Genomic DNA, 25,396 nt, shown 5'->3' with positions numbered 1-25,396 from the left:
ACACCTCTCCGAGCCCCCGAGACCGGCAGAACTCTCGTATGCCGTCCTTCTCCCGGGCCCGCCCGCCGCCCGGCCCGGCCCGGCCGCCCCCCCCGCCGCCGGGCCCCGCGCCCCGCGCCGCCCCTCGCCCGCCCCCGCCCGCGAGGCGGCGGCCCTCGCCGCCGCCGCCCGCTCGCTGCCCGCCCCGGCCGGCGGCGTGGGGTCCCCCGCGTGGGGGACGCGGCCCCACGAACGGCTCTCCCCCCGCGCCGACACCGGCGGCGGGCGGCGGGCCGTGCTGCGCCGCCTCGCCCACCCCCGGGGCGACGACCCGGGCGCCGGACCCGTCTCCGTCGTCGTCGCCCCCATCCGCTCCGTGCTCCAGCCGCAGGTCAAGGGCCTGGGCGACCTGGAGCCGGTCAGCCTGCGCGGCGGGCAGACCGCCGACCTCGCCCGCGTCACCGCCGACCTCGCCGCCGCCGCGTACAGCCGCGTCGAACTGGTCGAGAAGCGCGGCGAGTTCGCCGTGCGCGGCGGTATCCTCGACGTCTTCCCGCCCACCGAGGAACACCCGCTGCGCGTGGAGTTCTGGGGCGACGACGTCGAGGAGATCCGCTACTTCAAGGTCGCCGACCAGCGCTCCCTCGAAGTCGCCGAGCACGGCCTGTGGGCCCCGCCCTGCCGCGAACTGCTGCTCACCGACGACGTGCGCCGCCGCGCCGCCGACCTGGCCGCGCGCCACCCCGAGCTGAACGAACTGCTCGGCAAGATCGCCGAAGGCATCCCCGTGGAGGGCATGGAGTCCCTGGCCCCCGTCCTCGTGGACGACATGGAGCTGCTGCTCGACGTGCTGCCCGCCGGCAGCATGGCCGTCGTCTGCGACCCCGAACGGGTCCGCAGCCGCGCCGCCGACCTCGTGGCGACCAGCCACGAATTCCTCCAGGCGTCGTGGGCCGCCGCCGCCATGTCCGACACCGGCGAGGCCCCCATCGACGTCGGCGCCGCCTCCCTGCGCGGCATCGCCGACATCCGCGAGCACGCCGCCGCACTCGGCCTGCCCTGGTGGTCCGTCTCCCCGTTCTCCCCCGACGAGGAGGCCGACGAGGACACCCTCCGCCTCGGCCTGCGCGCCCCCGAGACCTACCGAGGCGACACCGCGCGGGCCCTGGCCGACACCAAGGGCTGGCTCGCCGACGGCTGGCGCGTCGTCTACCTCACCGAGGGCCAGGGCCCCGCCGCCCGCACCACCGAGGTGCTCGCCGGGGAAGGCATCCCCGCCCGCCTCGACGGCACCCTCCCGGGCGACATCGCGCCGTCCGTCGTCCACGTCTCCTGCGGCGCGATCGAACACGGCTTCCTCGCCCCCGCCCTGAAGCTCGCCGTCCTCACCGAGACCGACCTCACCGGCCAGAAGGCCGCCGGACGCGACGGCGTACGGATGCCGGCCCGCCGCCGCAAGACCCTCGACCCGCTCTCCCTGGAGGCCGGGGACTACATCGTCCACGAACAGCACGGCGTCGGCCGCTACATCGAGATGGTGCAGCGCACCGTCCAAGGCGCCACCCGCGAATACCTCGTCGTGGAGTACGCCCCCGCCAAGCGCGGCCAGCCCGGCGACCGGCTGTTCGTGCCGACCGACCAGCTCGACCTCGTCACCAAGTACGTCGGCGGCGAGGCCCCCACCCTGCACCGGCTCGGCGGCGCGGACTGGACCAAGACCAAGGCCAGGGCCCGCAAGGCCGTCAAGGAGATCGCGGCCGACCTGATCAAGCTGTACTCCGCGCGGATGGCCGCCCCCGGCCACGCGTTCGCCCCCGACACCCCGTGGCAGCGGGAGCTGGAGGACGCGTTCCCCTACATGGAGACGCCCGACCAGCTCACCACCATCGGCGAGGTCAAGGAGGACATGGAGAAGTCGGTCCCCATGGACCGCCTGATCTGCGGCGACGTCGGCTACGGCAAGACCGAGATCGCGGTCCGCGCCGCCTTCAAGGCGGTCCAGGACGGCAAGCAGGTCGCCGTACTCGTACCGACGACCCTGCTCGTGCAGCAGCACTTCGGGACCTTCTCCGAGCGGTACGCCCAGTTCCCCGTCACCGTCCGGCCGCTGTCCCGCTTCCAGTCCGACACCGAGTCCCGCGCGGTCGTCGAGGGCCTGCGCGACGGCGCCGTGGACATCGTCATCGGCACGCACCGCCTGTTCTCCTCCGAGATCAAGTTCAAGGACCTCGGCCTGGTCATCGTGGACGAGGAGCAGCGCTTCGGCGTCGAGCACAAGGAACAGCTCAAGAAGCTGCGGGCCAACGTCGACGTCCTCACCATGTCCGCCACCCCCATCCCCCGCACCCTGGAGATGGCCGTCACCGGCATCCGCGAGATGTCCACCATCACCACCCCGCCCGAGGAACGGCACCCGGTGCTGACGTTCGTCGGGCCGTACGAGGAACGGCAGATCAGCGCCGCGATCCGCCGCGAACTGCTGCGCGAGGGACAGGTCTTCTACATCCACAACCGGGTCGAGTCCATCGACCGCGTCGCGGCCCGGCTGCGGCAACTCGTCCCGGAGGCGCGCATCGCCACCGCCCACGGGCAGATGAGCGAATCCGCGCTGGAACAGGTGGTCGTGGACTTCTGGGAGAAGAAGTCCGACGTGCTCGTCTCCACCACCATCGTGGAGTCCGGCATCGACATCCCCAACGCGAACACCCTCGTCGTGGAACGCGGCGACACCTTCGGCCTCTCCCAGTTGCACCAGCTCCGCGGCCGGGTGGGCCGAGGCCGGGAACGCGGTTACGCCTACTTCCTGTACCCGCCGGAGAAGCCGCTGACCGAGACCGCGCACGAGCGGCTGGCCACCATCGCGCAGCACACCGAGATGGGCGCCGGCATGTACGTGGCGATGAAGGACCTGGAGATCCGCGGCGCGGGCAACCTGCTGGGCGGCGAGCAGTCCGGCCACATCGCGGGCGTCGGCTTCGACCTGTACGTGCGGATGGTCGGCGAGGCCGTCGCCGACTACCGCGCGGCGCTGGAGCAGGGCGCGGGCGGCGCCGAGCCGGACGAGTCGCTGCTGGAGGTCAAGATCGAGCTGCCCGTGGACGCCCACGTGCCGCACGACTACGCGCCCGGGGAACGGCTGCGCCTCCAGGCGTACCGGTCGATCGCCGCCGCCAACACCGAGGACGACATCCGGGCCGTGCGGGAGGAACTGGCCGACCGGTACGGACCGCTGCCCGAGCCGGTGGAGAACCTGCTGCTGGTCGCCGGGCTGCGGATGCTGGCCCGCTCCTGCGGGGTCACCGACATCACGCTCCAGGGCAACAAGGTCAGGTTCTCCCCCGTGGAGCTGCGGGAGTCGCAGGAGCTGCGGCTGAACCGCGTCTACCCCGGGTCGGTGATCCGCCGCACGTCGCAGCAGATCCTCGTCCCGCGCCCGACGACGGCCCGGGTCGGCGGCAAGCCCGTGACGGGCCGCGACCTCCTGGCCTGGACCGGCGAGTTCCTGACGACGATCCCCGCGACATAACCCCGCGCCGGGGAGCCGAGGCGCCCGGCACCGGAACCCCTCACCGGTGCCGGACACCCGCCCCACCCGCTGCTCTTCTTCCCGCTCCACGCGGCACTCTCCCCCCAGCGTCCGGAAGGAAGGCCGAGGGCGCCCGGTGCGACCCGGTGGCGGGCCGACGAACAGCTTCGCCCGCGTCCGATGGGGACGCGGGCGGTAGGAGACCGGGGAGGAGGCTCCGCCGGCTGGATTCGAACCAGCACTGCAAGGCTTCAAAGGCCTGCGGGCTACCTGTTACCCCACGGCGGACGGTAAAGCAGACCCTACCGGAGCCGGTGCCCTGCCCTGGCAATACCCGTCCACCAGCCCTCGATCCTGCGGTAGAGCTCGGCGCCGTCCAGGACACGGACGACCAGGCAGCCGCGGTACCCGTCGCCCACGTTCTTGCGGACGGTCCTTGGGGTGTGACGCTTCAGCGTCGTCTTCGTGAACTGCTCCCGGCCGGCGCCGGTGATCCCCCTCCAGTAACTCTCGGCGGCGGCGACATCCGCCGTCGCGTGAATCTGCACCCGGAAGCGCAGACGGTCCGGCGCGACCCCCAGCAGTCGTAGCCAGGCGAGAAACACCGTGATCATGTCCGGATCGCTGTTGATGAACGTCACCGTCTCCCGCACGGCGTGCGGCTTGCTCTTCGACCCCTCCGACCAGTACAGCCCCACGCCGACGAGGAACAGCTCGCGGTCCGTGAGCCGGCCGACTTCCGACTCGGCGCACAGCGAGGTGGCGCGTCGCAGTAAAGTCCGCACGCGCCGGTACGGCTGCCAACGAGCCTCGTTCATCCGGCGCATCCGGTCCGGTGACGCCTCCGGCCTGGGCAAGTCCCGCACCCACAGCGACACCGAGCTCTTCGACACCCCCAGCTCGGCGACGATCTCGTCATAGGTCTTCCCTGCCTCGCGCAGGGCCCGGGCCCGGGCCCTGCGCGAGGCAGGGAAGACCTATGACGAGATCGTCGCCGAGCTGGGGGTGTCGAAGAGCTCGGTGTCGCTGTGGGTGCGGGACTTGCCCAGGCCGGAGGCGTCACCGGACCGGATGCGCCGGATGAACGAGGCTCGTTGGCAGCCGTACCGGCGCGTGCGGACTTTACTGCGACGCGCCACCTCGCTGTGCGCCGAGTCGGAAGTCGGCCGGCTCACGGACCGCGAGCTGTTCCTCGTCGGCGTGGGGCTGTACTGGTCGGAGGGGTCGAAGAGCAAGCCGCACGCCGTGCGGGAGACGGTGACGTTCATCAACAGCGATCCGGACATGATCACGGTGTTTCTCGCCTGGCTACGACTGCTGGGGGTCGCGCCGGACCGTCTGCGCTTCCGGGTGCAGATTCACGCGACGGCGGATGTCGCCGCCGCCGAGAGTTACTGGAGGGGGATCACCGGCGCCGGCCGGGAGCAGTTCACGAAGACGACGCTGAAGCGTCACACCCCAAGGACCGTCCGCAAGAACGTGGGCGACGGGTACCGCGGCTGCCTGGTCGTCCGTGTCCTGGACGGCGCCGAGCTCTACCGCAGGATCGAGGGCTGGTGGACGGGTATTGCCAGGGCAGGGCACCGGCTCCGGTAGGGTCTGCTTTACCGTCCGCCGTGGGGTAACAGGTAGCCCGCAGGCCTTTGAAGCCTTGCAGTGCTGGTTCGAATCCAGCCGGCGGAGCCTCCTCCCCGGTCTCCTACCGCCCGCGTCCCCATCGGACGCGGGCGAAGCTGTTCGTCGGCCCGCCACCGGGTCGCACCGGGCGCCCTCGGCCTTCCTTCCGGACGCTGGGGGGAGAGTGCCGCGTGGAGCGGGAAGAAGAGCAGCGGGTGGGGCGGGTGTCCGGCACCGGTGAGGGGTTCCGGTGCCGGGCGCCTCGGCTCCCCGGCGCGGGGTTATGTCGCGGGGATCGTCGTCAGGAACTCGCCGGTCCAGGCCAGGAGGTCGCGGCCCGTCACGGGCTTGCCGCCGACCCGGGCCGTCGTCGGGCGCGGGACGAGGATCTGCTGCGACGTGCGGCGGATCACCGACCCGGGGTAGACGCGGTTCAGCCGCAGCTCCTGCGACTCCCGCAGCTCCACGGGGGAGAACCTGACCTTGTTGCCCTGGAGCGTGATGTCGGTGACCCCGCAGGAGCGGGCCAGCATCCGCAGCCCGGCGACCAGCAGCAGGTTCTCCACCGGCTCGGGCAGCGGTCCGTACCGGTCGGCCAGTTCCTCCCGCACGGCCCGGATGTCGTCCTCGGTGTTGGCGGCGGCGATCGACCGGTACGCCTGGAGGCGCAGCCGTTCCCCGGGCGCGTAGTCGTGCGGCACGTGGGCGTCCACGGGCAGCTCGATCTTGACCTCCAGCAGCGACTCGTCCGGCTCGGCGCCGCCCGCGCCCTGCTCCAGCGCCGCGCGGTAGTCGGCGACGGCCTCGCCGACCATCCGCACGTACAGGTCGAAGCCGACGCCCGCGATGTGGCCGGACTGCTCGCCGCCCAGCAGGTTGCCCGCGCCGCGGATCTCCAGGTCCTTCATCGCCACGTACATGCCGGCGCCCATCTCGGTGTGCTGCGCGATGGTGGCCAGCCGCTCGTGCGCGGTCTCGGTCAGCGGCTTCTCCGGCGGGTACAGGAAGTAGGCGTAACCGCGTTCCCGGCCTCGGCCCACCCGGCCGCGGAGCTGGTGCAACTGGGAGAGGCCGAAGGTGTCGCCGCGTTCCACGACGAGGGTGTTCGCGTTGGGGATGTCGATGCCGGACTCCACGATGGTGGTGGAGACGAGCACGTCGGACTTCTTCTCCCAGAAGTCCACGACCACCTGTTCCAGCGCGGATTCGCTCATCTGCCCGTGGGCGGTGGCGATGCGCGCCTCCGGGACGAGTTGCCGCAGCCGGGCCGCGACGCGGTCGATGGACTCGACCCGGTTGTGGATGTAGAAGACCTGTCCCTCGCGCAGCAGTTCGCGGCGGATCGCGGCGCTGATCTGCCGTTCCTCGTACGGCCCGACGAACGTCAGCACCGGGTGCCGTTCCTCGGGCGGGGTGGTGATGGTGGACATCTCGCGGATGCCGGTGACGGCCATCTCCAGGGTGCGGGGGATGGGGGTGGCGGACATGGTGAGGACGTCGACGTTGGCCCGCAGCTTCTTGAGCTGTTCCTTGTGCTCGACGCCGAAGCGCTGCTCCTCGTCCACGATGACCAGGCCGAGGTCCTTGAACTTGATCTCGGAGGAGAACAGGCGGTGCGTGCCGATGACGATGTCCACGGCGCCGTCGCGCAGGCCCTCGACGACCGCGCGGGACTCGGTGTCGGACTGGAAGCGGGACAGCGGCCGGACGGTGACGGGGAACTGGGCGTACCGCTCGGAGAAGGTCCCGAAGTGCTGCTGCACGAGCAGGGTCGTCGGTACGAGTACGGCGACCTGCTTGCCGTCCTGGACCGCCTTGAAGGCGGCGCGGACCGCGATCTCGGTCTTGCCGTAGCCGACGTCGCCGCAGATCAGGCGGTCCATGGGGACCGACTTCTCCATGTCCTCCTTGACCTCGCCGATGGTGGTGAGCTGGTCGGGCGTCTCCATGTAGGGGAACGCGTCCTCCAGCTCCCGCTGCCACGGGGTGTCGGGGGCGAACGCGTGGCCGGGGGCGGCCATCCGCGCGGAGTACAGCTTGATCAGGTCGGCCGCGATCTCCTTGACGGCCTTGCGGGCCCTGGCCTTGGTCTTGGTCCAGTCCGCGCCGCCGAGCCGGTGCAGGGTGGGGGCCTCGCCGCCGACGTACTTGGTGACGAGGTCGAGCTGGTCGGTCGGCACGAACAGCCGGTCGCCGGGCTGGCCGCGCTTGGCGGGGGCGTACTCCACGACGAGGTATTCGCGGGTGGCGCCTTGGACGGTGCGCTGCACCATCTCGATGTAGCGGCCGACGCCGTGCTGTTCGTGGACGATGTAGTCCCCGGCCTCCAGGGAGAGCGGGTCGAGGGTCTTGCGGCGGCGGGCCGGCATCCGTACGCCGTCGCGTCCGGCGGCCTTCTGGCCGGTGAGGTCGGTCTCGGTGAGGACGGCGAGCTTCAGGGCGGGGGCGAGGAAGCCGTGTTCGATCGCGCCGCAGGAGACGTGGACGACGGACGGCGCGATGTCGCCCGGGAGGGTGCCGTCGAGGCGGGCGGGGATGCCTTCCCCGGCGAGCACCTCGGTGGTGCGGGCGGCGGGGCCCTGGCCCTCGGTGAGGTAGACGACGCGCCAGCCGTCGGCGAGCCAGCCCTTGGTGTCGGCCAGGGCCCGCGCGGTGTCGCCTCGGTAGGTCTCGGGGGCGCGCAGGCCGAGGCGGAGGGTGTCCTCGTCGGCCTCCTCGTCGGGGGAGAACGGGGAGACGGACCACCAGGGCAGGCCGAGTGCGGCGGCGTGCTCGCGGATGTCGGCGATGCCGCGCAGGGAGGCGGCGCCGACGTCGATGGGGGCCTCGCCGGTGTCGGACATGGCGGCGGCGGCCCACGACGCCTGGAGGAATTCGTGGCTGGTCGCCACGAGGTCGGCGGCGCGGCTGCGGACCCGTTCGGGGTCGCAGACGACGGCCATGCTGCCGGCGGGCAGCACGTCGAGCAGCAGCTCCATGTCGTCCACGAGGACGGGGGCCAGGGACTCCATGCCCTCCACGGGGATGCCTTCGGCGATCTTGCCGAGCAGTTCGTTCAGCTCGGGGTGGCGCGCGGCCAGGTCGGCGGCGCGGCGGCGCACGTCGTCGGTGAGCAGCAGTTCGCGGCAGGGCGGGGCCCACAGGCCGTGCTCGGCGACTTCGAGGGAGCGCTGGTCGGCGACCTTGAAGTAGCGGATCTCCTCGACGTCGTCGCCCCAGAACTCCACGCGCAGCGGGTGTTCCTCGGTGGGCGGGAAGACGTCGAGGATACCGCCGCGCACGGCGAACTCGCCGCGCTTCTCGACCAGTTCGACGCGGCTGTACGCGGCGGCGGCGAGGTCGGCGGTGACGCGGGCGAGGTCGGCGGTCTGCCCGCCGCGCAGGCTGACCGGCTCCAGGTCGCCCAGGCCCTTGACCTGCGGCTGGAGCACGGAGCGGATGGGGGCGACGACGACGGAGACGGGTCCGGCGCCCGGGTCGTCGGCCCGGGGGTGGGCGAGGCGGCGCAGTACGGCCAGCCGCCTGCCGACGGTGTCGGCGCGGGGGGAGAGCCGTTCGTGCGGCAGCGTCTCCCACGCGGGGTACTCCACGACGCCGTCCGGGGGGAGCAGCGAGCGGAGGGCGGCGGCGAGGTCCTCGGCCTCGCGGCCGGTGGCGGTCACGGCGCGGCGCGGGGCGCGGGGCCCGGCGGCGGGGGGGGCGGCCGGGGAGGTCCTCGGCGTGGGGACCGGTGGCGGTCACGGCGGGGACCGGGCCGCGGGCCGCGCGGGCGAGGGCGGCGATCGCGAACGGGCGGGCGGCGGGCGGGCCGACCAGGTCGAGGTGGCGCCGCCCGCCGTCGGCTGCGGCGGCGGCGGCGACGGCCTCGGCGAGGGCCGGCTCTTCCGTTACGGCGTCGAGAAGGCCGTGCAGGCTCATGAGGTTCCGTCCGGGGGTTTCAGAGGCGTGTGCGGGATGGTGGGTGCTGGGCCGGGCGTGGTGGGCGCCGCGGCGGCGGGCAACGCGAATCGCCCGGCACGCGCGGCGGGCCGGGGGTTCCCAGGGTACGCGCCCGGGCGGTCGGCCACGCGCCGGCCGGACGGCGGCCCACGCGCCGGTCACGCCAGGTGATCGGCGAGGCCGCGGAGCAGGAGGTCGAGGCCGTTGCGGAACTCGTCGTCGGGCGACAGGTCCTTGGCCTGGCGGACGATGTCGGCCAGCAGGGGGTGTTCGCCGGCGTCGGCGGCGCCGGACGGCGGGCCGAGCCGGTCGGTCTGGAGGGCGCCCATCAGGTAGCTGACCAGGCCGCGCAGGCCGACGAGGCGCTGGCGGCCGGTGAAGCCGGCGGAGTGCAGCACGGTGAGGACGGCCTCGGCCCAGCGCCAGGCGCCGGGTGAGTCGTGCCGGTGGGTGAGGATCAGCGGCAGGGCCTCGGGGTGGGCGGCGACGGCGGCCCGGAGCCGGACGAGGAGCGCGGCGACCTGTTCCTGCCAGGGCTCGCCGGGCGGCGGGGTGATGTCGAGGGAGCCGAGGACGCGTTCGGCGACGAGGCTTTCCAGCTCGTCGCGGCCGGTGACGTACCGGTACAGCGACATGGTCGCCATGCCGAGTTCGGCGGCGACCGCGCGCATGGAGAGCGCGGTGAGGCCGTCGCGGTCGATGACGGCCAGGGCGGCGTCGGTGACCTGGGACTGGGTGAGGGACTTGGGGCGCGGCATGACCTTGACAGCGTACAAGATACGCCCATACCGTCGTTCAGCGTACGGCGCACTCCTACGAGGCAGGTGGACCCATGCCGGAAGCCACGCCCGACGCCACGCCCGCGTCCCCCGATCGGCCGCCGGTGGCGGACTCCGCGCGCGTCCCGGTGGGCACGGTGATCGAGGCCGAGGTCGAGACGCTCTCGGGCGAGCGGATCGCGATCCCGGCCGGGGGCGGGCTGCTGCACCTCCAGTTCCGCCGGTTCGCCGGGTGCCCGATCTGCAACCTGCATCTGCGGTCGGTCGTCGGGCGCCACGACGAGATCGCCGCGGCCGGGATCCGCGAGGTGGTGTTCTTCCACGCGCCGGCCGACGACCTGCGCCCGTACGTGGCGGACCTGCCGTTCGCGGTCGTGCCCGACCCGGACAAGACGTTCTACCGGCGCTTCGGCGTCGAGTCCGGGGCGCGGTCCATGGGGCCGCGCGCCTGGGGGGCCATCGCCCGCGGCTTCCTGCTGGTCGCCGGCCCGATGGCGCGGCGCAAGCGCCCGGCCCCGAAGTTCAGGCCGCACGGCGGGCAGCTCGGCCTCCCGGCGGACTTCCTCCTCGCCCCGGACGGCCGGGTGCTGGCCGCGAAGTACGGCGACCACGCGTACGACCAGTGGTCGGTGGACGAACTCCTGGCCCTGGCCGCCGCCGCCCGCTCCTGAACGCCGAACCCGGCCCGGGCCGTTGCCGCTAGGACGCCACCCGGATCGTCGGGGCGTGGTGGACGGGGAAGTTGACCGAGTTGGCGATGAAGCAGATCCGGTGCGCCTCCTCGTGCAGCGCGGTGGCCGCCTCGACCATCGACTCCTCCGCCACCGTCACCACCGGGTTGAGCACGACCTCGTGGAACGCCCCGCCGCCGCCGGGCGTTTCGCGCATGGTGCCCTGGGCCGCGTCCTCGTAGCCGGTCACCACCACGCGCTTCAGCGAGCACAGCGCCAGATACGACAGCATGTGGCACTGCGCGAGCGACGCGACGAGCAGCTCCTCGGGGTTCCACCGGTCGGGGTCCCCGACGAACGCCGGGTCCGCGCTGCCCAGGATCATCGTCGGCTTCCCCGGCACGGTCACCTCGTGATCGCGGGCGTACGCGCGGTACCCCGAGGTTCCCTCGCCGGTGTCACCGGTCCACCGGACCGTGACGTCGTAGCCGTGCTCCCTGTTCCTGCCCACCTGGCCGCTCCTTCGTTCCGCTGCGGAGACCTCCACTGTCGCAGGTTCCCCGTGCGCCTTCATGACGTGTGCATGCCCTTCAGCCGTTACCTGTCGCACCCCGGGCGGAAACGTTCCGGCGGGAGCATGTCGAACGCATGAGCACACGCGGCTCTGCTGAGCCGAATCCGCCCCCACCACAAGGGAGTTACGCGTGAACCGAGTGCGCGACGCCGTCCTGCGGCGGACTTTCTACGCGCGTCGACGGCTGGCCCTGATCGCCGCCGTCACCGGCCTCATATCCATCGCCGCCCTCTTCACCGGCCCGTCGGCCCAGGCCGCGCTGCCGACTCCGATCAGCGCCTCGACCGCCCGCAGCTACCTGGCCGCCCTCCCGGTCCGCACCGAGAACCGGACGGGCTACAACCGCGACCTGTTCCCCCACTGGATCACCCAGAGCGGCACCTGCAACACCCGCGAGGTGGTGCTCAAGCGCGACGGCACGAACGTGGTCCAGGACTCCAACTGCGCGGCGGTCAGCGGTAGTTGGTACTCCCCCTACGACGGTGCCACCTGGAGCGCGGCGTCCGACGTGGACATCGACCACCTCGTTCCCCTCGCCGAGGCGTGGGACTCCGGCGCGGGCTCGTGGACCACGTCCCAGCGCCAGGCGTTCGCCAACGACCTGACCCGGCCGCAGCTCATCGCCGTGACGGACGACGTGAACCAGGCCAAGGGCGACCAGGACCCGGCCACCTGGATGCCGTCGCGCTCCGCCTACCACTGCACCTACGCCCGCGCCTGGGTGCAGGTGAAGCACCACTACGGTCTCGCCGTCGACTCCGCCGAGAAGAGCGCGCTGACCAGCATCCTCAACGGCTGCGCCTGACCTCCCCGCACCGGGCGGCGGACGCCGGCCACGGGGGCCGGGCGGCGAAGGCCGAGGGGCCGGGCAACGCCAGAGACCGGACGCCGAGGACCCGTGCGCCGGACGACAGGCGCCGGGGGGCGAAGACCGAGGGTCCGGTAACGAGCGGAGCCGGAGACCGGGACACCGGGTACCGAGGGCCCAGGTGTCGGGAAGTACCGGGGGTCGGGATACCGGACGCCGAGGGCTCGGCCTCGCGTGCCGGATGGTGGACGCCGGGTGCCGGGCGCCCGGCGGCGAAGACCCGGGGGGCCTCATATCGGGTGGAGCCGGACACCGGGACCCGCTCGTCGCGCGCCGGGCGGCGACACCGAGCACCAGGTGTCGGGGGACCCGTAACCGGACGCCGAGAGCTGACGGTCGCGTGCCGGGAGGCGGGCCCAGGGCCGAGCGTCGCGTGCCCGACGCCGGGTGACGCCAGACGCCGAGGGCCGAGCGTCGCGTACCGGATGGTGGACGCCGGGCGCCGGGGGGCCGGTGACGCGAAGGCCGGGCGACGGGCCCGGGGACGTGCCGGACGCCGGGCGCCGGGGGTGGGTCAGTGGGGGATGTCGGCGATCAGGGCGCCGGCGCCCTGGCGTTTCAGGGCCAGGGCGGTGGCGGTGCCGAGGTCCTCGGGGGTGAGGGCGCCGGCCCATTCGTGGGCGTCCAGGACCCGTTTGCCGTCGGGGGTGAAGACCCGGCCGCGCAGGGAGAGCCGGCCGTCAGGTTCGGCCTTGGCGTAGCCGGCGATCGGGGAGTTGCAGTGGCCCTGGAGGACGTGCAGGAACATCCGCTCGGCCGTCGCCTCGCGCCAGGTGTCGTGGTGGCCCAGGGCGCTGACGGCGTCGATGGTCGCGGTGTCGTCCTCGCGGCACTGGAGGGCGAGGATGCCCGCGCCGATCGGCGGGCACATGGTCTCGGTCGGGAGGATCTGGGCGATCCGCTCCGGCTGCCCGATGCGCTGGAGGCCGGAGACGGCCAGCAGCAGCGCGTCGGCCTCGCCGGCGTCGAGCTTGGCGAGGCGGCTGTTGGCGTTGCCCCGGATGGGTACGCAGCGCAGGTGCGGGTGGGAGGCGGCGAGCTGGGCGACGCGGCGCACGGACGAGGTGCCGACGCGGCTGCCCGCCGGGAGCTGGTCGAGGGTGAGGCCGTCGGGCTGGACGAGGGCGTCGCGGATGTCGTCGCGTTCGAGGTAGGCGGCGAACACCGTGCCGGCCGGCAGCGGCCGGTCGGCGGGCACGTCCTTGAGGCAGTGCACGGCGAGGTCGGCCTCGCCGGCGAGCAGCGTGGCGTCGACCTCCTTGGTGAAGGCGCCCTTCCCGCCGAGCGCCGCGAGGTCCCCCATCCACCGGTCGCCGGAGGTGGTGACGGGCACCACCTCGGTCCTGATCCCCGGCCGCAGCGCCGCCAGTTCGGCCCGGACCCGCTCGACCTGGGCGAGCGCCATGGGGGAGGAGCGGGACACGATGCGGATCAGGTCAGCGGTGGCAGCCATGACAGTGATGCTAGTCCTCCGGATCATCGCTCAACCGTCCGCCTCACATTTTCACTTCCTTTCTGTCGCGCACATCTTCCCCAGCGCTCCTCCCCCGCCTCGCGCGCCCCGGGGGCGTCGGCCGGTGGGGTCACTCGGTGGCGATGGCGTCGAGGACGTTCATCCGGCCGGCGCGGAAGGCCGGGAGGAGGGCGGCGAGGAGGCCGACCAGGGCGGAGCCGACGAAGACCGCGACGATGGTCACCCAGGGGATCTCCAGGACGGTGAAGTTCTCGGCGGCCAGGAGCTGTTGGCCGGCCGCTCCCCAGGCCATGCCGAGGCCGAGGCCGAGGATGGCGCCGAAGAGGGCGATCACGACGGACTCCAGGCGGATCATGCGCCGCAACTGCCGCCGGGAGAGGCCGATGGCGCGCATCAGGCCGATCTCCCGGGTCCGTTCGACGACGGACAGGGCCAGGGTGTTCACCACGCCCAGGATCGCCACGATGATCGCCAGCGCCAGCAGCGCGTAGACCATGATGAGGAGCTGGCCGATCTGCCCCTGGATCAGCTCCTTGAACTCGGCCTGGTCGCGGACCTCCATCGTCGGGTACGGGTCGAGGGCCGTCTCCAGGGCGGCGCGGGCCTCGTCCTGCTGTCCGTCGGCCGCGGTGGCGAACATCATCGTCGGCAGCGGCAGCGCGTCCTCCGCGAGGCTGGCGCGGGCGGTGTCGAGCCCGGTGTACCAGGCGGTGCCCTCCAGCACGCTGTCGGTGGAGGTGATGGCCCGGACGGTGAGGGTGGCGGTGCCGGTGCCGTTGTCGAACGTGACCGCCAGGTCGTCGCCGACCTCCAGGCCGTGGCGGTCGGCGGTGTCGGCGTCGACGGAGATGCCGCCGGGTTCCAGGGCGCGGGTGATGTCGCCGGAGAGCACGGTGGAGGTGAAGTCGTCCACGTAGCCGGGTGTGGTCACGCTGAAGGTGATGTCGCCGTGCCCGCCGTCGGGGAAGTCCACCTCGGACTCGATCTGCCGTACCTCGGTGACGTGGTCGAGTTCGGCGACGGAGCGGACGGCCTCGGCCGGGTCGGGCAGGACGGGCTGGAAGTTGAGGGCGGAGATCACGAAGTCGGCGCCCAGCGAGTCGTCGATCTCCTCGGTCGCCGAGGCGACCATGGAGGTGCCGACCACGGAGAGGCCGGCCACGAGGGCCAGCCCGATCATCAGCGCGGCGGCGGTGGCGCCGGTGCGGCGGGGGTTGCGCAGCGCGTTGCGTTCGGCGAGCCGGCCGACGGGGCCGAACATCCGCAGCAGGAGCGCGCTGAGGACCCGCACGACGAGGCCGACGAGGAACGGTCCGACGACGATCAGCCCGATCAGGCTGAGGGGCACGCCGAGGACGAGGTACGGCACGCCGTCCGCGGCGCTGTCGTCGGCCGTCGCGGTGCCGGCGAGGGCGGCGAGTCCGGCGGCGGCGCAGACCGCGCCGATGACGGTCCGCGCCCGTCCGGCGCGCGTGTCGCCGGGGAGTCCGGCGTCGCGGAGCGCCGCCATGGGGCTGATCCGGGCGGCGCGCCGGGACGGGAAGTAGGCGGCGACGAGGGTGACGGCGACGCCGAGGACGATGCCGATGGCCGGGACGCTCCAGCCGATGGTCAGCTCGTCGGTGCTGAGGTTCATGCCGAGCAGGCTCATCAGGCTCATCAGGACGACGGCGAGGCCGATGCCGACGCCGAAGCCGACGACGGAGGCGGCGAGGCCGAGGAGCAGCGCCTCGATCAGGACGGAGCCGGTGATCTGGCGGCGGCCGGCGCCGATGGCCCGCATCAGGCCGATCTCGCGGGTGCGCTGGGCGACGAGCATGGAGAAGGTGTTGACGATGAGGAAGACGCCGACGAGGAGCGCCACTCCGGCGAAGCCGAGCAGCACGTACCGCACGATGCCGAGGACTTCGCCGATCTGGTCGCGGTTCTCCTCTATGTACTCGTCGGCGGTCTGGATCTTGTACGGGCCGTCGCCGAGGGCGTCGGTGACGGCGGCCTTGAGTGCCTCGTCCGTGACGGCGCCGGTGGAGTCGACGTAGACGGCGGTGATCCGGTCGGTGGCGCCGAGCAGGATCCGCTGGGCGGTGGGGAGGTCGGTGTAGACGAGGGCGGCGCCGGGGTTGGTGATCGTGAAGTCGGCGATGCCGCTGATGGTGACGGGGTGGTCGCCGAGGGCGGTGACGAGGCGGAGTCCGTCGCCGACGCCGAGGTTCTTCTTGTCGGCGGTGTCGCCGTCGATCATGATCTCGTCCGGTCCGGACGGGGGGCGGCCCTCGGCGATCTCCATGGACCGCAGTTCGATGTCGGACCAGGAGGCGACGACGGTGGGGGCGCCGCTGGTCGGGCCGATGTTCTCGTTGTCGCCGTCCACGGCGACCGCGGTGGTGGAGGAGACGGTGCCGGTCACGCGTTCCACGCCGTCGACGGCGGCGATCCGGTCGAGGACGGTGACGGGCAGGGTGTCGGGGACGCCGGTGGTGGGGCCTTCCTCGAAGGCGCTTCCCTCGTCGTCCTCCTGGGGGGCGACCATCACGTTCGACGCGGTCTCGGCGAAGAGCTGGTCGAACGTCGTGTTCATGGTGGCGGTGAAGACGAGGGTGCCGCAGACGAACGCGACGGACAGGACGACCGCCATCCCGGACAGCAGCATGCGGCCCTTGTGGGCGAGGACGTTCCGCAGGGACGTTCTCAGGACGGTCATGAGGTGCGTCCCCGGGTGTCGAAGCGGCGCATCCGGTCCAGGACGCGGTCGGCGGTGGGCTCGCGCATCTCGTCCACGACGTGGCCGTCGGCGAGGAAGACGATGCGGTCGGCGTGGGCGGCGGCGACGGGGTCGTGGGTGACCATGACGATGGTCTGGCCGAGGTCGTCCACGGAGCGGCGCAGGAAGCCGAGGACTTCGGCGCCGGCGCGGGAGTCGAGGTTGCCGGTGGGTTCGTCGGCGAAGATGATCGCGGGGCGGGCGGCGAGGGCGCGGGCCACGGCGACGCGCTGCTGCTGGCCGCCGGACAACTGGTTCGGCCGGTGCTTGAGGCGGTCGGCGAGGCCGACGGTCTCCACGACGCGGCGGAGCCAGTCGGGGTCGGGCTCGCGGCCGGCGATGTCCATCGGGAGCGTGATGTTCTCGATGGCGTCGAGGGTGGGCAGCAGGTTGAACGCCTGGAAGACGAAGCCGACGCTGTCGCGCCGGAGCCGGGTGAGCTTCTTGTCCTTCATTCCGGTGATCTCGGTGTCGCCGATCCAGACGCGTCCGGCGGTGACGGTGTCGAGTCCGGCCAGGCAGTGCATCAGGGTGGACTTGCCGGAGCCGGAGGGGCCCATGATCGCGGTGAACACCCCGCGCTCGATGTCCACGGACACGCCGTCCAGGGCCACCACCCGGGTCTCGCCGGCGCCGTACGCCTTCGCCACGCTCTCGGCCCGCGCGGCCATGGCCGGGTGACCGCCGCCGTCCCCGGTCGTGGCGTCCTCAACAGCCGTTGTCACGTCGATCTCCTCCAGTGAGTGAAGCTCTGGCCTACGCCGCCCCCAGAAGACTAGGGACGGCACCCCGCCCGCTCATCGCCCGGCAGGAGGAACCCGCCGCGCGCTCCCCTAGGGGGACACCCGCGCCCGTGCAACGGTTCGAACGCGTCCCCTCCGGACGGTAACCTGACCGCCCGTGAACTACCGGGACTTCAGGTCCCGTCGGAGGGAAGTCGAGCGATGGGAAGCGCAGTTCCCCGTGCGGTCGTGCTCGCGGACTCGGACAGCCGGTGGAAGTGGGCCGCTCACGCGGCGCGGAGGCTCGCCCCCCAGCATGCCGTCGACGCCCGTTTCCTGCTGACCCCCACCACCCCCACCGAGCGCCAGATCGCCGAGGTCGGCATCGCGCCCGACACCAGCCGCCACGTCACCTGCGCCGAACTGCTGGACGACCCGGCGCTGGCCGAGGCCGACCTGCTGGTCGTGGGGGCCATCGGCGGCACGGTCCTCGCGCTCGTCCACAGCCTGGGGATGGCGTGGGACGGCGCCGCCCGGCGGCCCGTGGTCGTCTCCGGCTACGTCGGGGTCGTCTACGAGAACCTGGTCGACGGCCTGCTGCTGCGGGTCGGCTCCGACATGGTGCTGGCCAACGGCGCCGACGACGCCAGGCGGTTCCGCGACGTCTACCGGAGCATCGGCGCCGACCCGTCGGCCGTGGTCGAGGCCGGGCTGCCGTTCCTCGGCGGACGCCGCCACGACCCGTCGGCCGTCGGCCGCGGCGACCGCCCGTTCACCGTCTGCTTCGCCGTGCAGCCGACCGTGCCCGCCTCGCGCGCCGCCCGCGCCGGGCTGCTCGACAAGCTCCAGCGGCACGCGCGCCGTTTCCCCGACCGCGAGGTGCTGCTCAAACTGCGCACGCGGGAGGGCGAGACCACCAGCCGCATCGAGCGCTTCCCGTACCAGGAGCTGTACGACGAACTGCCCGACCCGCCGCCCAACCTCACCGTCGTCCACGGCGACATGGGCCAGGTGCTGGACCGCACCGACCTGCTGGTCACCGTCAGCTCGACCGCCGCCATGGAGGCCGTGCACCGCGGCATACCGACCGCGATCCTCACCGACTACGGCATCCGCGAGGCGCACGGCAACCACTACTTCCTCGACTCCGGCCTTCTCGCCTCCTGGGCGCAGCTCGACGAGGGCCTCGTCCCCCGCGCCGACCCCGCCTGGGCCGCCCGCCAGGGCCTCGGGCAACGGGACCCGCTCGCCGCCGCCCGCACCCGGTTCACCCAGCTCCGGGGCCGTATGTCGCTGCCGCGGATGCGGCCGTACTACACCCCGGCGAACGCGTCGGACTACCTGGAGACGCTGCTGATGCGCCACGGCCTCGGCCTCAGCGGGCGCCCGCTGCCGGGCGGCGCGGCGGGCAACCCCACCGCGATGCGGAAGCTGATCCAGCGCGGCGCGGGCGGCATCTACCGCGTCGGGCGGGCCCGGGTCGCGCCCGTCATCCGCCGCCTGGCGCAAGGCCAGTGACGGCGCAGCGGTGCTGACATCGGCAGGCCCGCTGCATAAGATCGACCGACCCACCGGATTCATCCACGGGAGTGCCTCAGTGAAGCGCCGCAGCTCCGCACTGTCCGTCTCCGCCGCAGCCCTGCTCGCCGCCGCGGCCCCTCTGCTGACCGGGTGCTCCACCGACGCCCACCCGGGCGCGGCGGCCGTGGTGGGCGGTGAGCGGATCTCCCTGGCCACGGTCCAGTCCCAGGTCGAGACCGTTCGCGACGCGCAGCGCGACCGGCCGGAGGCGGACCAGCTCATCGCCGCCACCAGCGGCCTGACCCGTGAGCGCGTCGAGTTCCTGGTGTACCTGGAGGTGCTGGAGCGCACCGCGGCCGACGCCGGGGTGAAGGTCTCCCGGCGCGACGTGCAGGAGGCCCGCGACCAGGCCGAGGAGAGCCTGGGCGGCGCCGACGCGCTGGCGCGGGCCGCGCTGACGCCGGCCAGCGGCGCGACACCGCTGGCCGGGGACGAGCAGATCGACCAGATGCTCCGCAGCCAGTTGCTGTTCCAGGGCCTGGCGGCGGAGCTGGGCGTCACGCCCGACGCGTCGGGCGTGCAGCGGATCGCCGACGAGCTGGCGCGCACCGCCGACGAGATCGGCGTCGAGATCAACCCGCGGTTCGGCGAGTGGGACGCGCGGCAGGTCATGCTGACCGACGCCGCCGAGCCGTGGCTGCGGGAGGCCACCGGCGAGCAGGCCCCCGTTACGCTCGACGGGTGACCACCACACCGTCTGCCCCGTCCGGCCGGATCGTTCTGCTGACCACCACCCACCGGGTGGCGCCCGGCCTGCTGTCCTGGCCCGCGTGGCAGGCGCTGCGCGGCGCCGATCTGGTGCTGTGCCGGGACGCGGCGCACCCGCAGACGCCGTACCTGAAGGAGGCGGGCGTCGCCGTCGAGACCGCCGCCGTGCTCGGCGCGGACCGGGTCGTCGGGGCCTGCGCGGGCGGGCGGGTGGTCGTGATCCTCGCCTCCGCCGAGGGCGAGCCGCGCCTGACGGACGAGCTGGCGGCCCTGGCCGGGTCCGGCCGGGCCACGTCGCTGCCCGAGCTGGAGCTGCTGCCCGGCTCGTACGACCTGCCGGGGGCCAGGCTGCTGGATCTGGTGCAGGTGATGGACCGCATCCGCGCCGCGTGCCCGTGGGCCTCGACGCGGACCAGCGCGGACCTCGCGCCCTACGGGATCGAGGAGATGTACGAGCTGATCGAGGCCATCGAGGCGGGCGACCGGACCGAGCTGCGCGAGGAGCTGGGCGACGTGCTGCTCCAGGTCGTGTTCCACGCCGCCATCGCGGCGGACGACCCGGAGGAGCCGTTCGACATCGACGACGTGGCGGGCGGCATCGTCGCGAAGCTGATCCACCGCCACCCGCATGTCTTCGGCGACGAACGGGCCGAGACCGCGGACGACGTGCGGGCGCTGTGGCGGCGCGCCAAGGCGGCGGAGAAGCGCCGGGAGTCGGTGACGGACGGCGTGCCGCTGGGGCAGCCGGGCCTGGCGCTGGCCGCGAAGCTGGCCGCCCGCGCCCGCGCGGCGGGCCTCGACGTGCCGCTCCCGGCCGCGCCGGAGGGCGACGACATCGGCTACCGCCTGCTGGCCCTGGCCGCCGAGGCGGAAGCCGCGGGCACCGACCCCGAAACGGCACTCCGCGCGGCGGCCCGCACCTACCGCGACGCGATCCGCACGGCCGAGACCCTCCACTGAGCCACCCCGGAACGCCCCTCCGCCGTCACCAGCCCGCCGACCGCACCGGACGCGACCCCGGGCACCACATCGGAACGCCCCGCCAACGGGCCGCCGCCACCAACCGGGCCCGTGTCATCGCCAGGCCGCTGAGCACGCCGACCACGCCGGACAGCGAACCCCGCCGCCGCGGCGGACGCCACAGGCTCCGGCCACGAAGCCGCGCGACGGCCCACCACCGCCAACCGGACCCGCCGGGCAGCGACACCGGCCGGTGACCGGAACGTTTCTGCCGTGGTTGCCGTCACGGCTCTTCCGCCGGCACCAGGCGATACGGTGCCGCGCCGGTCAGTACGGTCGTCAGGCCGCTGAGCACGTCCGGACCGAGGTACCAGTCGCCGGTGTGGTCCACGCCGTACAGGCGGCCCTCGCGGTCCACCGCGATCAGCGCCGTTCCGCCGGTCTCCTCGCCCAGCGGGCACAGCTCCGTGCCGAGCGCGCGGCCGAGGTCGCCGAGGGTGCGGGCCCAGTGCAGGCCGCGCAGCGGGTCGACGACGACGCCGGTCGCCGCGTACTCCTGCCCCGGGCCCTGCGGCGGCAGGGTCAGCTCGCCCAGTTCGGCCCAGGTCTCGAACGCGGCCGGGAACAGCGCGTGCGGGTGGCCCTGCGGCGAGCGGTGGCCGCTGAGCGCGTCCGCCCACTGCTCGGCGCGGGCCGCGTGGCGCCGCCCCGGGGTCCAGCCCGCCGCGGCCAGCGCCTGGTCCACGCTGCCCGCCGACCAGGGGCCGCCCGCGGCCGGCGCCTCCGGGGACGCGGCGGACGCCGCGCTGACGCTCCGCACGCCCAGCCGCGCGAGGAGCACCGCGCAGGAGCGGCAGTGCGGCGCGTACTGGCCGTGCAGCGGGTCGCCGTCCTCCCGGATGTGCCGGGTGGTGATCCCGGCGTCCGCCAGGGCGGTCCGGGCGGCGGCGATGTCGTGGGCGCCCGCCTCGGTGAGGCAGCGGGAGAGCAGGAACGCCTCGGGGCAGCGGCCGAGGTGGCGCTCGCGCTGTCCGGCGCCGAGACCCGCGAGGATCTCCGCGACGACCGGGTGGAGGTCGGGCGCGGCGGCGGCGCGGCTCGCGGTTCCGGTGAGTGCCTGGGCGCGGGCGGGCACGGACAGCGCGGCGGCCGTCGTCGGCAGAATGCCGTCGCGGCGGTGCTGGAGCACGGGCGGGACCGGGCCGTGGGTATCCGATATCACGTGCACGATCGTGCCACCGACAGATCGAACCCATAGGCTGTCCGGCGACAGCGTGATGGAACAGCAGGGGGCGTACCGCCATGACGACAGGCCGGCTCGGGCATCAGGCCGCGCCACCGAACAGGGCTTATGCCGGACAGGTCGTGCAATTCCCGGACCCGGTGCGGGCCGCCCGATTCCCGCAGGGCGTCCGCGTGGACGCGGACGGTTATCCCGTTTTCACGCCGTACGCGCGGGCCGCGGCCGAGATCGCCGATCCGCCCGAGGGTTTCGGCGTGGACGAGCTGCGGCTGACCGACTACGTCTCGGCGAACGCCGCGCTGCACGCCGCGGGCCACGAGCTGTGGGCGAACCTGCCGCCCGTCGCCACCCCGCACGGCTGGACGTGGCACCACGTGGCGCACTCGCGGCGGCTGGAGCTGGTCCCGGCGGAGGTGAAGGCGCTGCTGCGGCACCACGGTGGTCTGGCGACGGCGCATGTCGACCAGACCAAGCGCGGCACCCGACCGCTCGCCGACACCAAGCCGGCGCACTTCGCCGTGCCGCACACGGCCGCCGTCCCGGAGGACCGGCTGCGCGCCGCCGAGGACCGGCTGGGGTACCGGCTGCCGGAGGCGTACCGCTCGTTCCTGAAGGCGGCCGGTGGCTGCGCGCCGGTGGGCACCGCGCTCGACGCGGAGCTGGGGCTGCTGATCGACCAGCCGTTCTTCACGCTGCGCGAGGAGGCCGCGGTCGACGACGTGGTCTACATCAACAAGTGCCTGCGCGACCACCTGACCAAGGAGTACCTGGGGGTGGCGTTCACGCACGGCGGGATCCTCGCGGTGAAGGTCAAGGGCGACGACCTGGGCTCGGTCTGGCTGTGCCCGTACGACGACGCGCGGGACCGTGACGGTCTGGCGTTGCAGTACCGGGTCGATGAGCTGCTGCTGCCGTGCGGCGCGGACTTCGACGACTTCCTGCTGCGGCTGGCGGGGAACCCCCCGGAGCTGGAGACGGTGGCGAATCTGATGGTGGACGGCGGATTCGCGCGCGCCGTCCCGGTGGAGGGGTGAGCGCGATGGTGACGTTCGCACAGGCGCAGGAGCGCGCGGAGCGCTGGGTGAACGGCCCGGGGGCCGCGGGCGCGCGCCGGGAGGTCCGGGTGCGGGAGTTCGGCCTCGGCTTCGTGGCGTGGGCCGAGGACCCGGAGGACGGCCCGGTCGGCGGCGGCAAGCTGGTGATCGCCCGGGACAGCGGTGACACGACGCTGTGGCCGGCGCTGCCGGTCGGCGAGGTCATCCGCGCGTACGAGGAGGAGTACGGCTCCTCCCCCGCCGCGCCGCCCGCCGGGACCGGGGACCAGCGGGCGGCGCGGCGGGGGCGGGGCGGCGGGGGGGCGGGCGGGGGCGGCGGGCCTCGGCACGTCCTTGCCCGACCACGGGCTGTCCGCCGCCGTCGCCGGTGGCGGACAGCCCGTGGTCGGGCAAGGACGTGCCGCGGCCCGCGCCCGCCGCGAGCGGCGGCGGTTCGCCGTGGGCCGGCACCGACACCTCCGGCAGCGGCGCCGAGGCGGAGTCCGTGGCGCCCCCGGCGACGGTCTTCTCACCGCCCGTGGTGACGGACCGCGACGGGCCGTCGTCGGGTGCCTCGCCCGTCGGTGCCTCCGAGGCGCGGACCGCGATCATGCCGCAGGGCAGCGCCCTGCCGCCGACCGCCGTGCACGGCGCGGGACCGCCCGCCGCGCCCGCCGCTCCGGCCGCGCCCGCCGGAACGCCCGTGGGGCCGCCGCCGGTTCCGGGCGGTGCGGCCGATGTCGCCGCCGCCGACACGGCGAAGGCCGCCCCTCCGGTGCCGCCGCCCGGCGACGCCGCGGCGGGGAGTTACATCCCGACCCAGACCGTCGATCCCGAGTTCGTGAAGTCCCTGCGGGACCCGGGCCGTCCGGCCCCGCCGCCCGCGCCCGCCCCGGCGCCCGCGCCGCAGCCCGTGCCGGGCCCGCCGCCCGGCGGCCAGGGCTACGGGTACCCGCCGCCCGGGCAGCCGATGGTCGGCTCCGGCTACATGGCGGTGCTGCGCTACCGCGCCCCGGACGGCTCCGAGCAGCAGCTCATCCGCCGCTCCGCGCCCGGCATGCCGCATCCCGAGTGGCAGTTGCTGCACGAGCTGCACGGGATGAACGTGCCGCCGCAGCAGGTGCTGGAGCTGCACACCGAGCTCCAGTCGTGCGAACTGCCCGGCGGGTACTGCGCCCGCATGATCCGCGAGACGTGGCCGCAGGTGCGGATCACCCACACCGCCGCGTACGGGCGGGAGTTCGCGACCCGGCAGGCCGGGGTCAGGCACCTGGTGGAACACCAGGACGAGCTCCAGCAGTTCGCGGACGGCCCGGCCCGTTCCGCCCCGGTGCGCGTGCCGTTGCCGCAGGCGCAGCCCGCGCCCGCCGTGGGGCTCGACGTGATCGGCCAGGAGCTGGTGCACGCCTTCGGCCCGCAGGGCGTCTTCCGGTACACCCCGCAGGCCGTGTCGCGGCAGGGCGTGCCGGAGATCGTGGCGCAGACCCTGGTGTGGTCCGGAGTGCCGCTGGAGATCAACCCGTTCTTCTGGGCCCAGGCCCAACCGGGCCGCCCAGTGCCCACATTGGCCGAGCTGGCGCTGGAACGCGGCGTCCAGCCGGCGCCCGACGCGGGCTCCTATCTGGTGATGGGCACCGACTTCGGCCGCCACCTGTGCGTGCAGTACGGCACGGCGCACATCGTCGCCGTGCCGATGGAGGCCGCGCCGGGCGGGCAGCCGGTGCCGCCGCAGTTCGTCAACGCGTCCCTGCCGCAGTTCGCGCGCTGCATGGCGCTGCTGGGCCGGATGTGGCGGCTGCGGCTGGGTCTGAACCCGGAGCAGGCGGGCCGCTGGACGACGGACTTCCAGGCCCAGTTGGCGTCCCTGGACCCGGTCGCGGTGGCCGACCCGGAGAGCTGGTGGTCGGTGCTGCTCGAACAGATGTGGGACGGCCTGCTGTAGGGGCGGCGGGGCGGCAAATGCCGTCTTCCGTCGGTGAGTCGTGTCGGACTCCTCGCTTACGCCCGGTCCGCGTGGCCTGAGTCCGCCCGGAGCGGGGATCATTGGCGTATGACGGGCTTCGGCATGGCACGTGGTCGGGGCTACCGGCCCTCGCAGGTGGATCAGCGGCTCGCCGCGCTGGCCGCGGAGCGTGATCACGCGTGGCGGCGGTTGGCCCGGTTGAGCCTGCGGGTCGAGGAAATGACGCGGGAGGCCGACCGGTTGGCCGCCGCGCTGGCGGCGCTGCCGTCGCCGTCGTTCGACGTGCTCGGCGAGCGGGCGGGCGAGTTGCTCGCCGAGGTCGAGGCGGAGGCGGCCGGGCTGCGCGCCGCCGCCGAGAAGCACGCGGGCGAGCTGCTGGAGGCGGCCGAGCGGGCCGCCCGCGGGCCGCGGGACGACGCCCGGCAGGCGGCGGCCCGGCGGCGCGGCGAGGCCGACGCGGCGGCCGAGGCGGTGCTCACCGCGGCGGAGGCGTTCGCCGGTCAGGGGCTGGCCGACGCCCGGCGCCGTGCCGCGGACGTGCGCCGGGAGGCCGACGCGACGCTCGCGGAGGCGACGCGGCGCTGTGAGGCGCTGGTCGCCGACCAGACCAGGAAGCAGGCCGAGGCCGCCCGTGTCCTGCACGAGGAGCTGACGGCCCGGCAGGCGGAGACCGAGGCGCGGATGGCGGAGCTGACCGCCCGTGGCGATGCCGTGCTGGGGCGGGCCCAGCGGGGGCTGGCGGACGCTGAGGCGGAGGCGAAGGCCCGTGAGGAGGCGGCCGACGCGCGCCGCGCCGAGCTGCTCGCCGACGCGCGGGGGCGGCGGCAGCGGATCGAGCGGGAGACCGAGCGGATGCTCCAGGAGGTGGCGGAGGAGGCCGACCGGGTACGGGCCCACCTGGCGCACATCCGCTCCACGCTGGCCGCGCTGACCGGCCGCGCCCCGCGCCGGGCGTCCGGGGCCGAACCGCCCGCCGACGCGGCGGGACGCGGGTAGG

At 73.9% G+C, this 25,396-nt stretch carries 14 protein-coding genes, 2 tRNA genes and 4 pseudogenes; 11 read left to right on the top strand and 9 right to left on the bottom strand.

Going from position 1 to position 25,396, the window contains the following annotated elements; genetic code table 11:
• Positions 1-49 precede the first annotated feature (49 nt).
• A pseudogene (gene mfd, locus BN2279_RS06090) lies at positions 50-3,505 on the top strand (transcription-repair coupling factor); the annotation flags it as partial.
• 215 nt (positions 3,506-3,720) lie between these two features.
• Here mfd (BN2279_RS06090) and BN2279_RS06085 read toward each other — a convergent pair.
• A tRNA-Gln gene (locus BN2279_RS06085) sits at positions 3,721-3,793 on the bottom strand.
• A gap of 14 nt (positions 3,794-3,807) precedes the next feature.
• Entirely contained in the window at positions 3,808-4,323 is a 516-nt protein-coding gene (locus BN2279_RS06080) for a hypothetical protein (RefSeq protein ID WP_324612819.1), read from the bottom strand.
• A 121-nt stretch (positions 4,324-4,444) separates the two neighbouring features.
• On the opposite strand from BN2279_RS06080, the pseudogene BN2279_RS06075 reads away from it, so the two are divergent.
• Positions 4,445-5,101, top strand: a pseudogene (locus BN2279_RS06075) (hypothetical protein); the annotation flags it as partial.
• 14 nt (positions 5,102-5,115) lie between these two features.
• Positions 5,116-5,188, top strand: a tRNA-Gln gene (locus BN2279_RS06070).
• 215 nt (positions 5,189-5,403) lie between these two features.
• Here BN2279_RS06070 and mfd (BN2279_RS06065) read toward each other — a convergent pair.
• Together mfd (BN2279_RS06065) and BN2279_RS06060 are read right to left on the bottom strand one after the other, a co-directional pair.
• Positions 5,404-9,040: pseudogene (gene mfd, locus BN2279_RS06065) on the bottom strand (transcription-repair coupling factor).
• A gap of 179 nt (positions 9,041-9,219) precedes the next feature.
• Positions 9,220-9,819 carry a TetR/AcrR family transcriptional regulator gene (locus tag BN2279_RS06060; protein ID WP_199827642.1) on the bottom strand — a complete coding sequence of 200 codons (600 nt, stop codon included), beginning with the start codon at positions 9,817-9,819 and terminating at the stop codon, positions 9,220-9,222.
• 74 nt (positions 9,820-9,893) lie between these two features.
• On the opposite strand from BN2279_RS06060, the gene BN2279_RS06055 reads away from it, so the two are divergent.
• Positions 9,894-10,511: a peroxiredoxin-like family protein gene (locus BN2279_RS06055; RefSeq protein ID WP_234347497.1), complete on the top strand. Its 618-nt coding sequence runs from the start codon at positions 9,894-9,896 to the stop codon at positions 10,509-10,511.
• A gap of 28 nt (positions 10,512-10,539) precedes the next feature.
• On the opposite strand, the gene BN2279_RS06050 is transcribed toward BN2279_RS06055, so the two are convergent.
• Positions 10,540-11,022, bottom strand: coding sequence for an OsmC family protein (locus tag BN2279_RS06050; protein WP_059007177.1), 483 nt, complete (start codon positions 11,020-11,022; stop codon positions 10,540-10,542).
• Positions 11,023-11,215: 193 nt separating this feature from the next.
• Between BN2279_RS06050 and BN2279_RS06045 the strand changes: the two genes are divergently transcribed.
• On the top strand, positions 11,216-11,890 hold the full coding sequence (locus BN2279_RS06045; protein WP_199827641.1) for an HNH endonuclease family protein: 675 nt from the start codon (positions 11,216-11,218) through the stop codon (positions 11,888-11,890).
• A gap of 577 nt (positions 11,891-12,467) precedes the next feature.
• Here BN2279_RS06045 and hemC read toward each other — a convergent pair.
• From hemC to BN2279_RS06030, 3 genes are all read right to left on the bottom strand, one after another.
• Positions 12,468-13,406 (bottom strand): hydroxymethylbilane synthase, encoded by a 939-nt coding sequence (gene hemC, locus BN2279_RS06040; protein ID WP_059007176.1) that lies wholly within the window; start codon positions 13,404-13,406, stop codon positions 12,468-12,470.
• 130 nt (positions 13,407-13,536) lie between these two features.
• Positions 13,537-16,128 carry an ABC transporter permease gene (locus tag BN2279_RS06035; RefSeq protein ID WP_059007175.1) on the bottom strand — a complete coding sequence of 864 codons (2,592 nt, stop codon included), beginning with the start codon at positions 16,126-16,128 and terminating at the stop codon, positions 13,537-13,539.
• The gene (locus BN2279_RS06030; RefSeq protein ID WP_059007173.1) at positions 16,125-16,859 is read right to left on the bottom strand and encodes an ABC transporter ATP-binding protein; all 735 of its coding nucleotides are present in this window, start codon (positions 16,857-16,859) and stop codon (positions 16,125-16,127) included. Before BN2279_RS06030 ends, BN2279_RS06035 begins: the two co-directional genes overlap by 4 nt.
• A gap of 273 nt (positions 16,860-17,132) precedes the next feature.
• On the opposite strand from BN2279_RS06030, the gene BN2279_RS06025 reads away from it, so the two are divergent.
• The 3 genes from BN2279_RS06025 (at position 17,133) to BN2279_RS06015 (ending at position 20,159) form a co-directional block, all read left to right on the top strand.
• Entirely contained in the window at positions 17,133-18,428 is a 1,296-nt protein-coding gene (locus BN2279_RS06025; RefSeq protein ID WP_059007171.1) for a DUF6716 putative glycosyltransferase, read from the top strand.
• A 79-nt stretch (positions 18,429-18,507) separates the two neighbouring features.
• Complete coding sequence (locus BN2279_RS06020; protein WP_059007169.1) at positions 18,508-19,176, top strand: SurA N-terminal domain-containing protein; 669 nt, start codon at positions 18,508-18,510, stop codon at positions 19,174-19,176.
• A complete protein-coding gene (locus BN2279_RS06015) occupies positions 19,173-20,159 on the top strand; it encodes a nucleoside triphosphate pyrophosphohydrolase (protein WP_059007167.1) in 987 nt (328 codons plus the stop codon). Before BN2279_RS06020 ends, BN2279_RS06015 begins: the two co-directional genes overlap by 4 nt.
• A 283-nt stretch (positions 20,160-20,442) precedes the next feature.
• Here BN2279_RS06015 and BN2279_RS31155 read toward each other — a convergent pair whose 3' ends face one another.
• Positions 20,443-21,348: an SUKH-3 domain-containing protein gene (locus BN2279_RS31155; protein ID WP_407702198.1), complete on the bottom strand. Its 906-nt coding sequence runs from the start codon at positions 21,346-21,348 to the stop codon at positions 20,443-20,445.
• Positions 21,349-21,461: 113 nt separating this feature from the next.
• Here BN2279_RS31155 and BN2279_RS06005 point away from each other — a divergent pair, with 113 nt between their 5' ends.
• From BN2279_RS06005 to BN2279_RS05995, 3 genes and pseudogenes are all read left to right on the top strand, one after another.
• On the top strand, positions 21,462-22,436 hold the full coding sequence (locus tag BN2279_RS06005; protein WP_059007165.1) for an SMI1/KNR4 family protein: 975 nt from the start codon (positions 21,462-21,464) through the stop codon (positions 22,434-22,436).
• A 511-nt stretch (positions 22,437-22,947) separates the two neighbouring features.
• Positions 22,948-24,378 (top strand): annotated as a pseudogene (locus BN2279_RS06000) (SUKH-4 family immunity protein); the annotation flags it as partial.
• A gap of 123 nt (positions 24,379-24,501) precedes the next feature.
• Positions 24,502-25,395, top strand: coding sequence for a cellulose-binding protein (locus BN2279_RS05995; RefSeq protein WP_159037083.1), 894 nt, complete (start codon positions 24,502-24,504; stop codon positions 25,393-25,395).
• The last annotated feature ends 1 nt before the right edge of the window (position 25,396 follow it).

This window comes from Streptomyces specialis (assembly GCF_001493375.1).
Lineage (GTDB): Bacteria > Actinomycetota > Actinomycetes > Streptomycetales > Streptomycetaceae > Streptomyces > Streptomyces specialis.
Note: the sequence above shows the minus strand (reverse complement) of the source record. Positions and strands in the feature narration are given on the sequence as shown.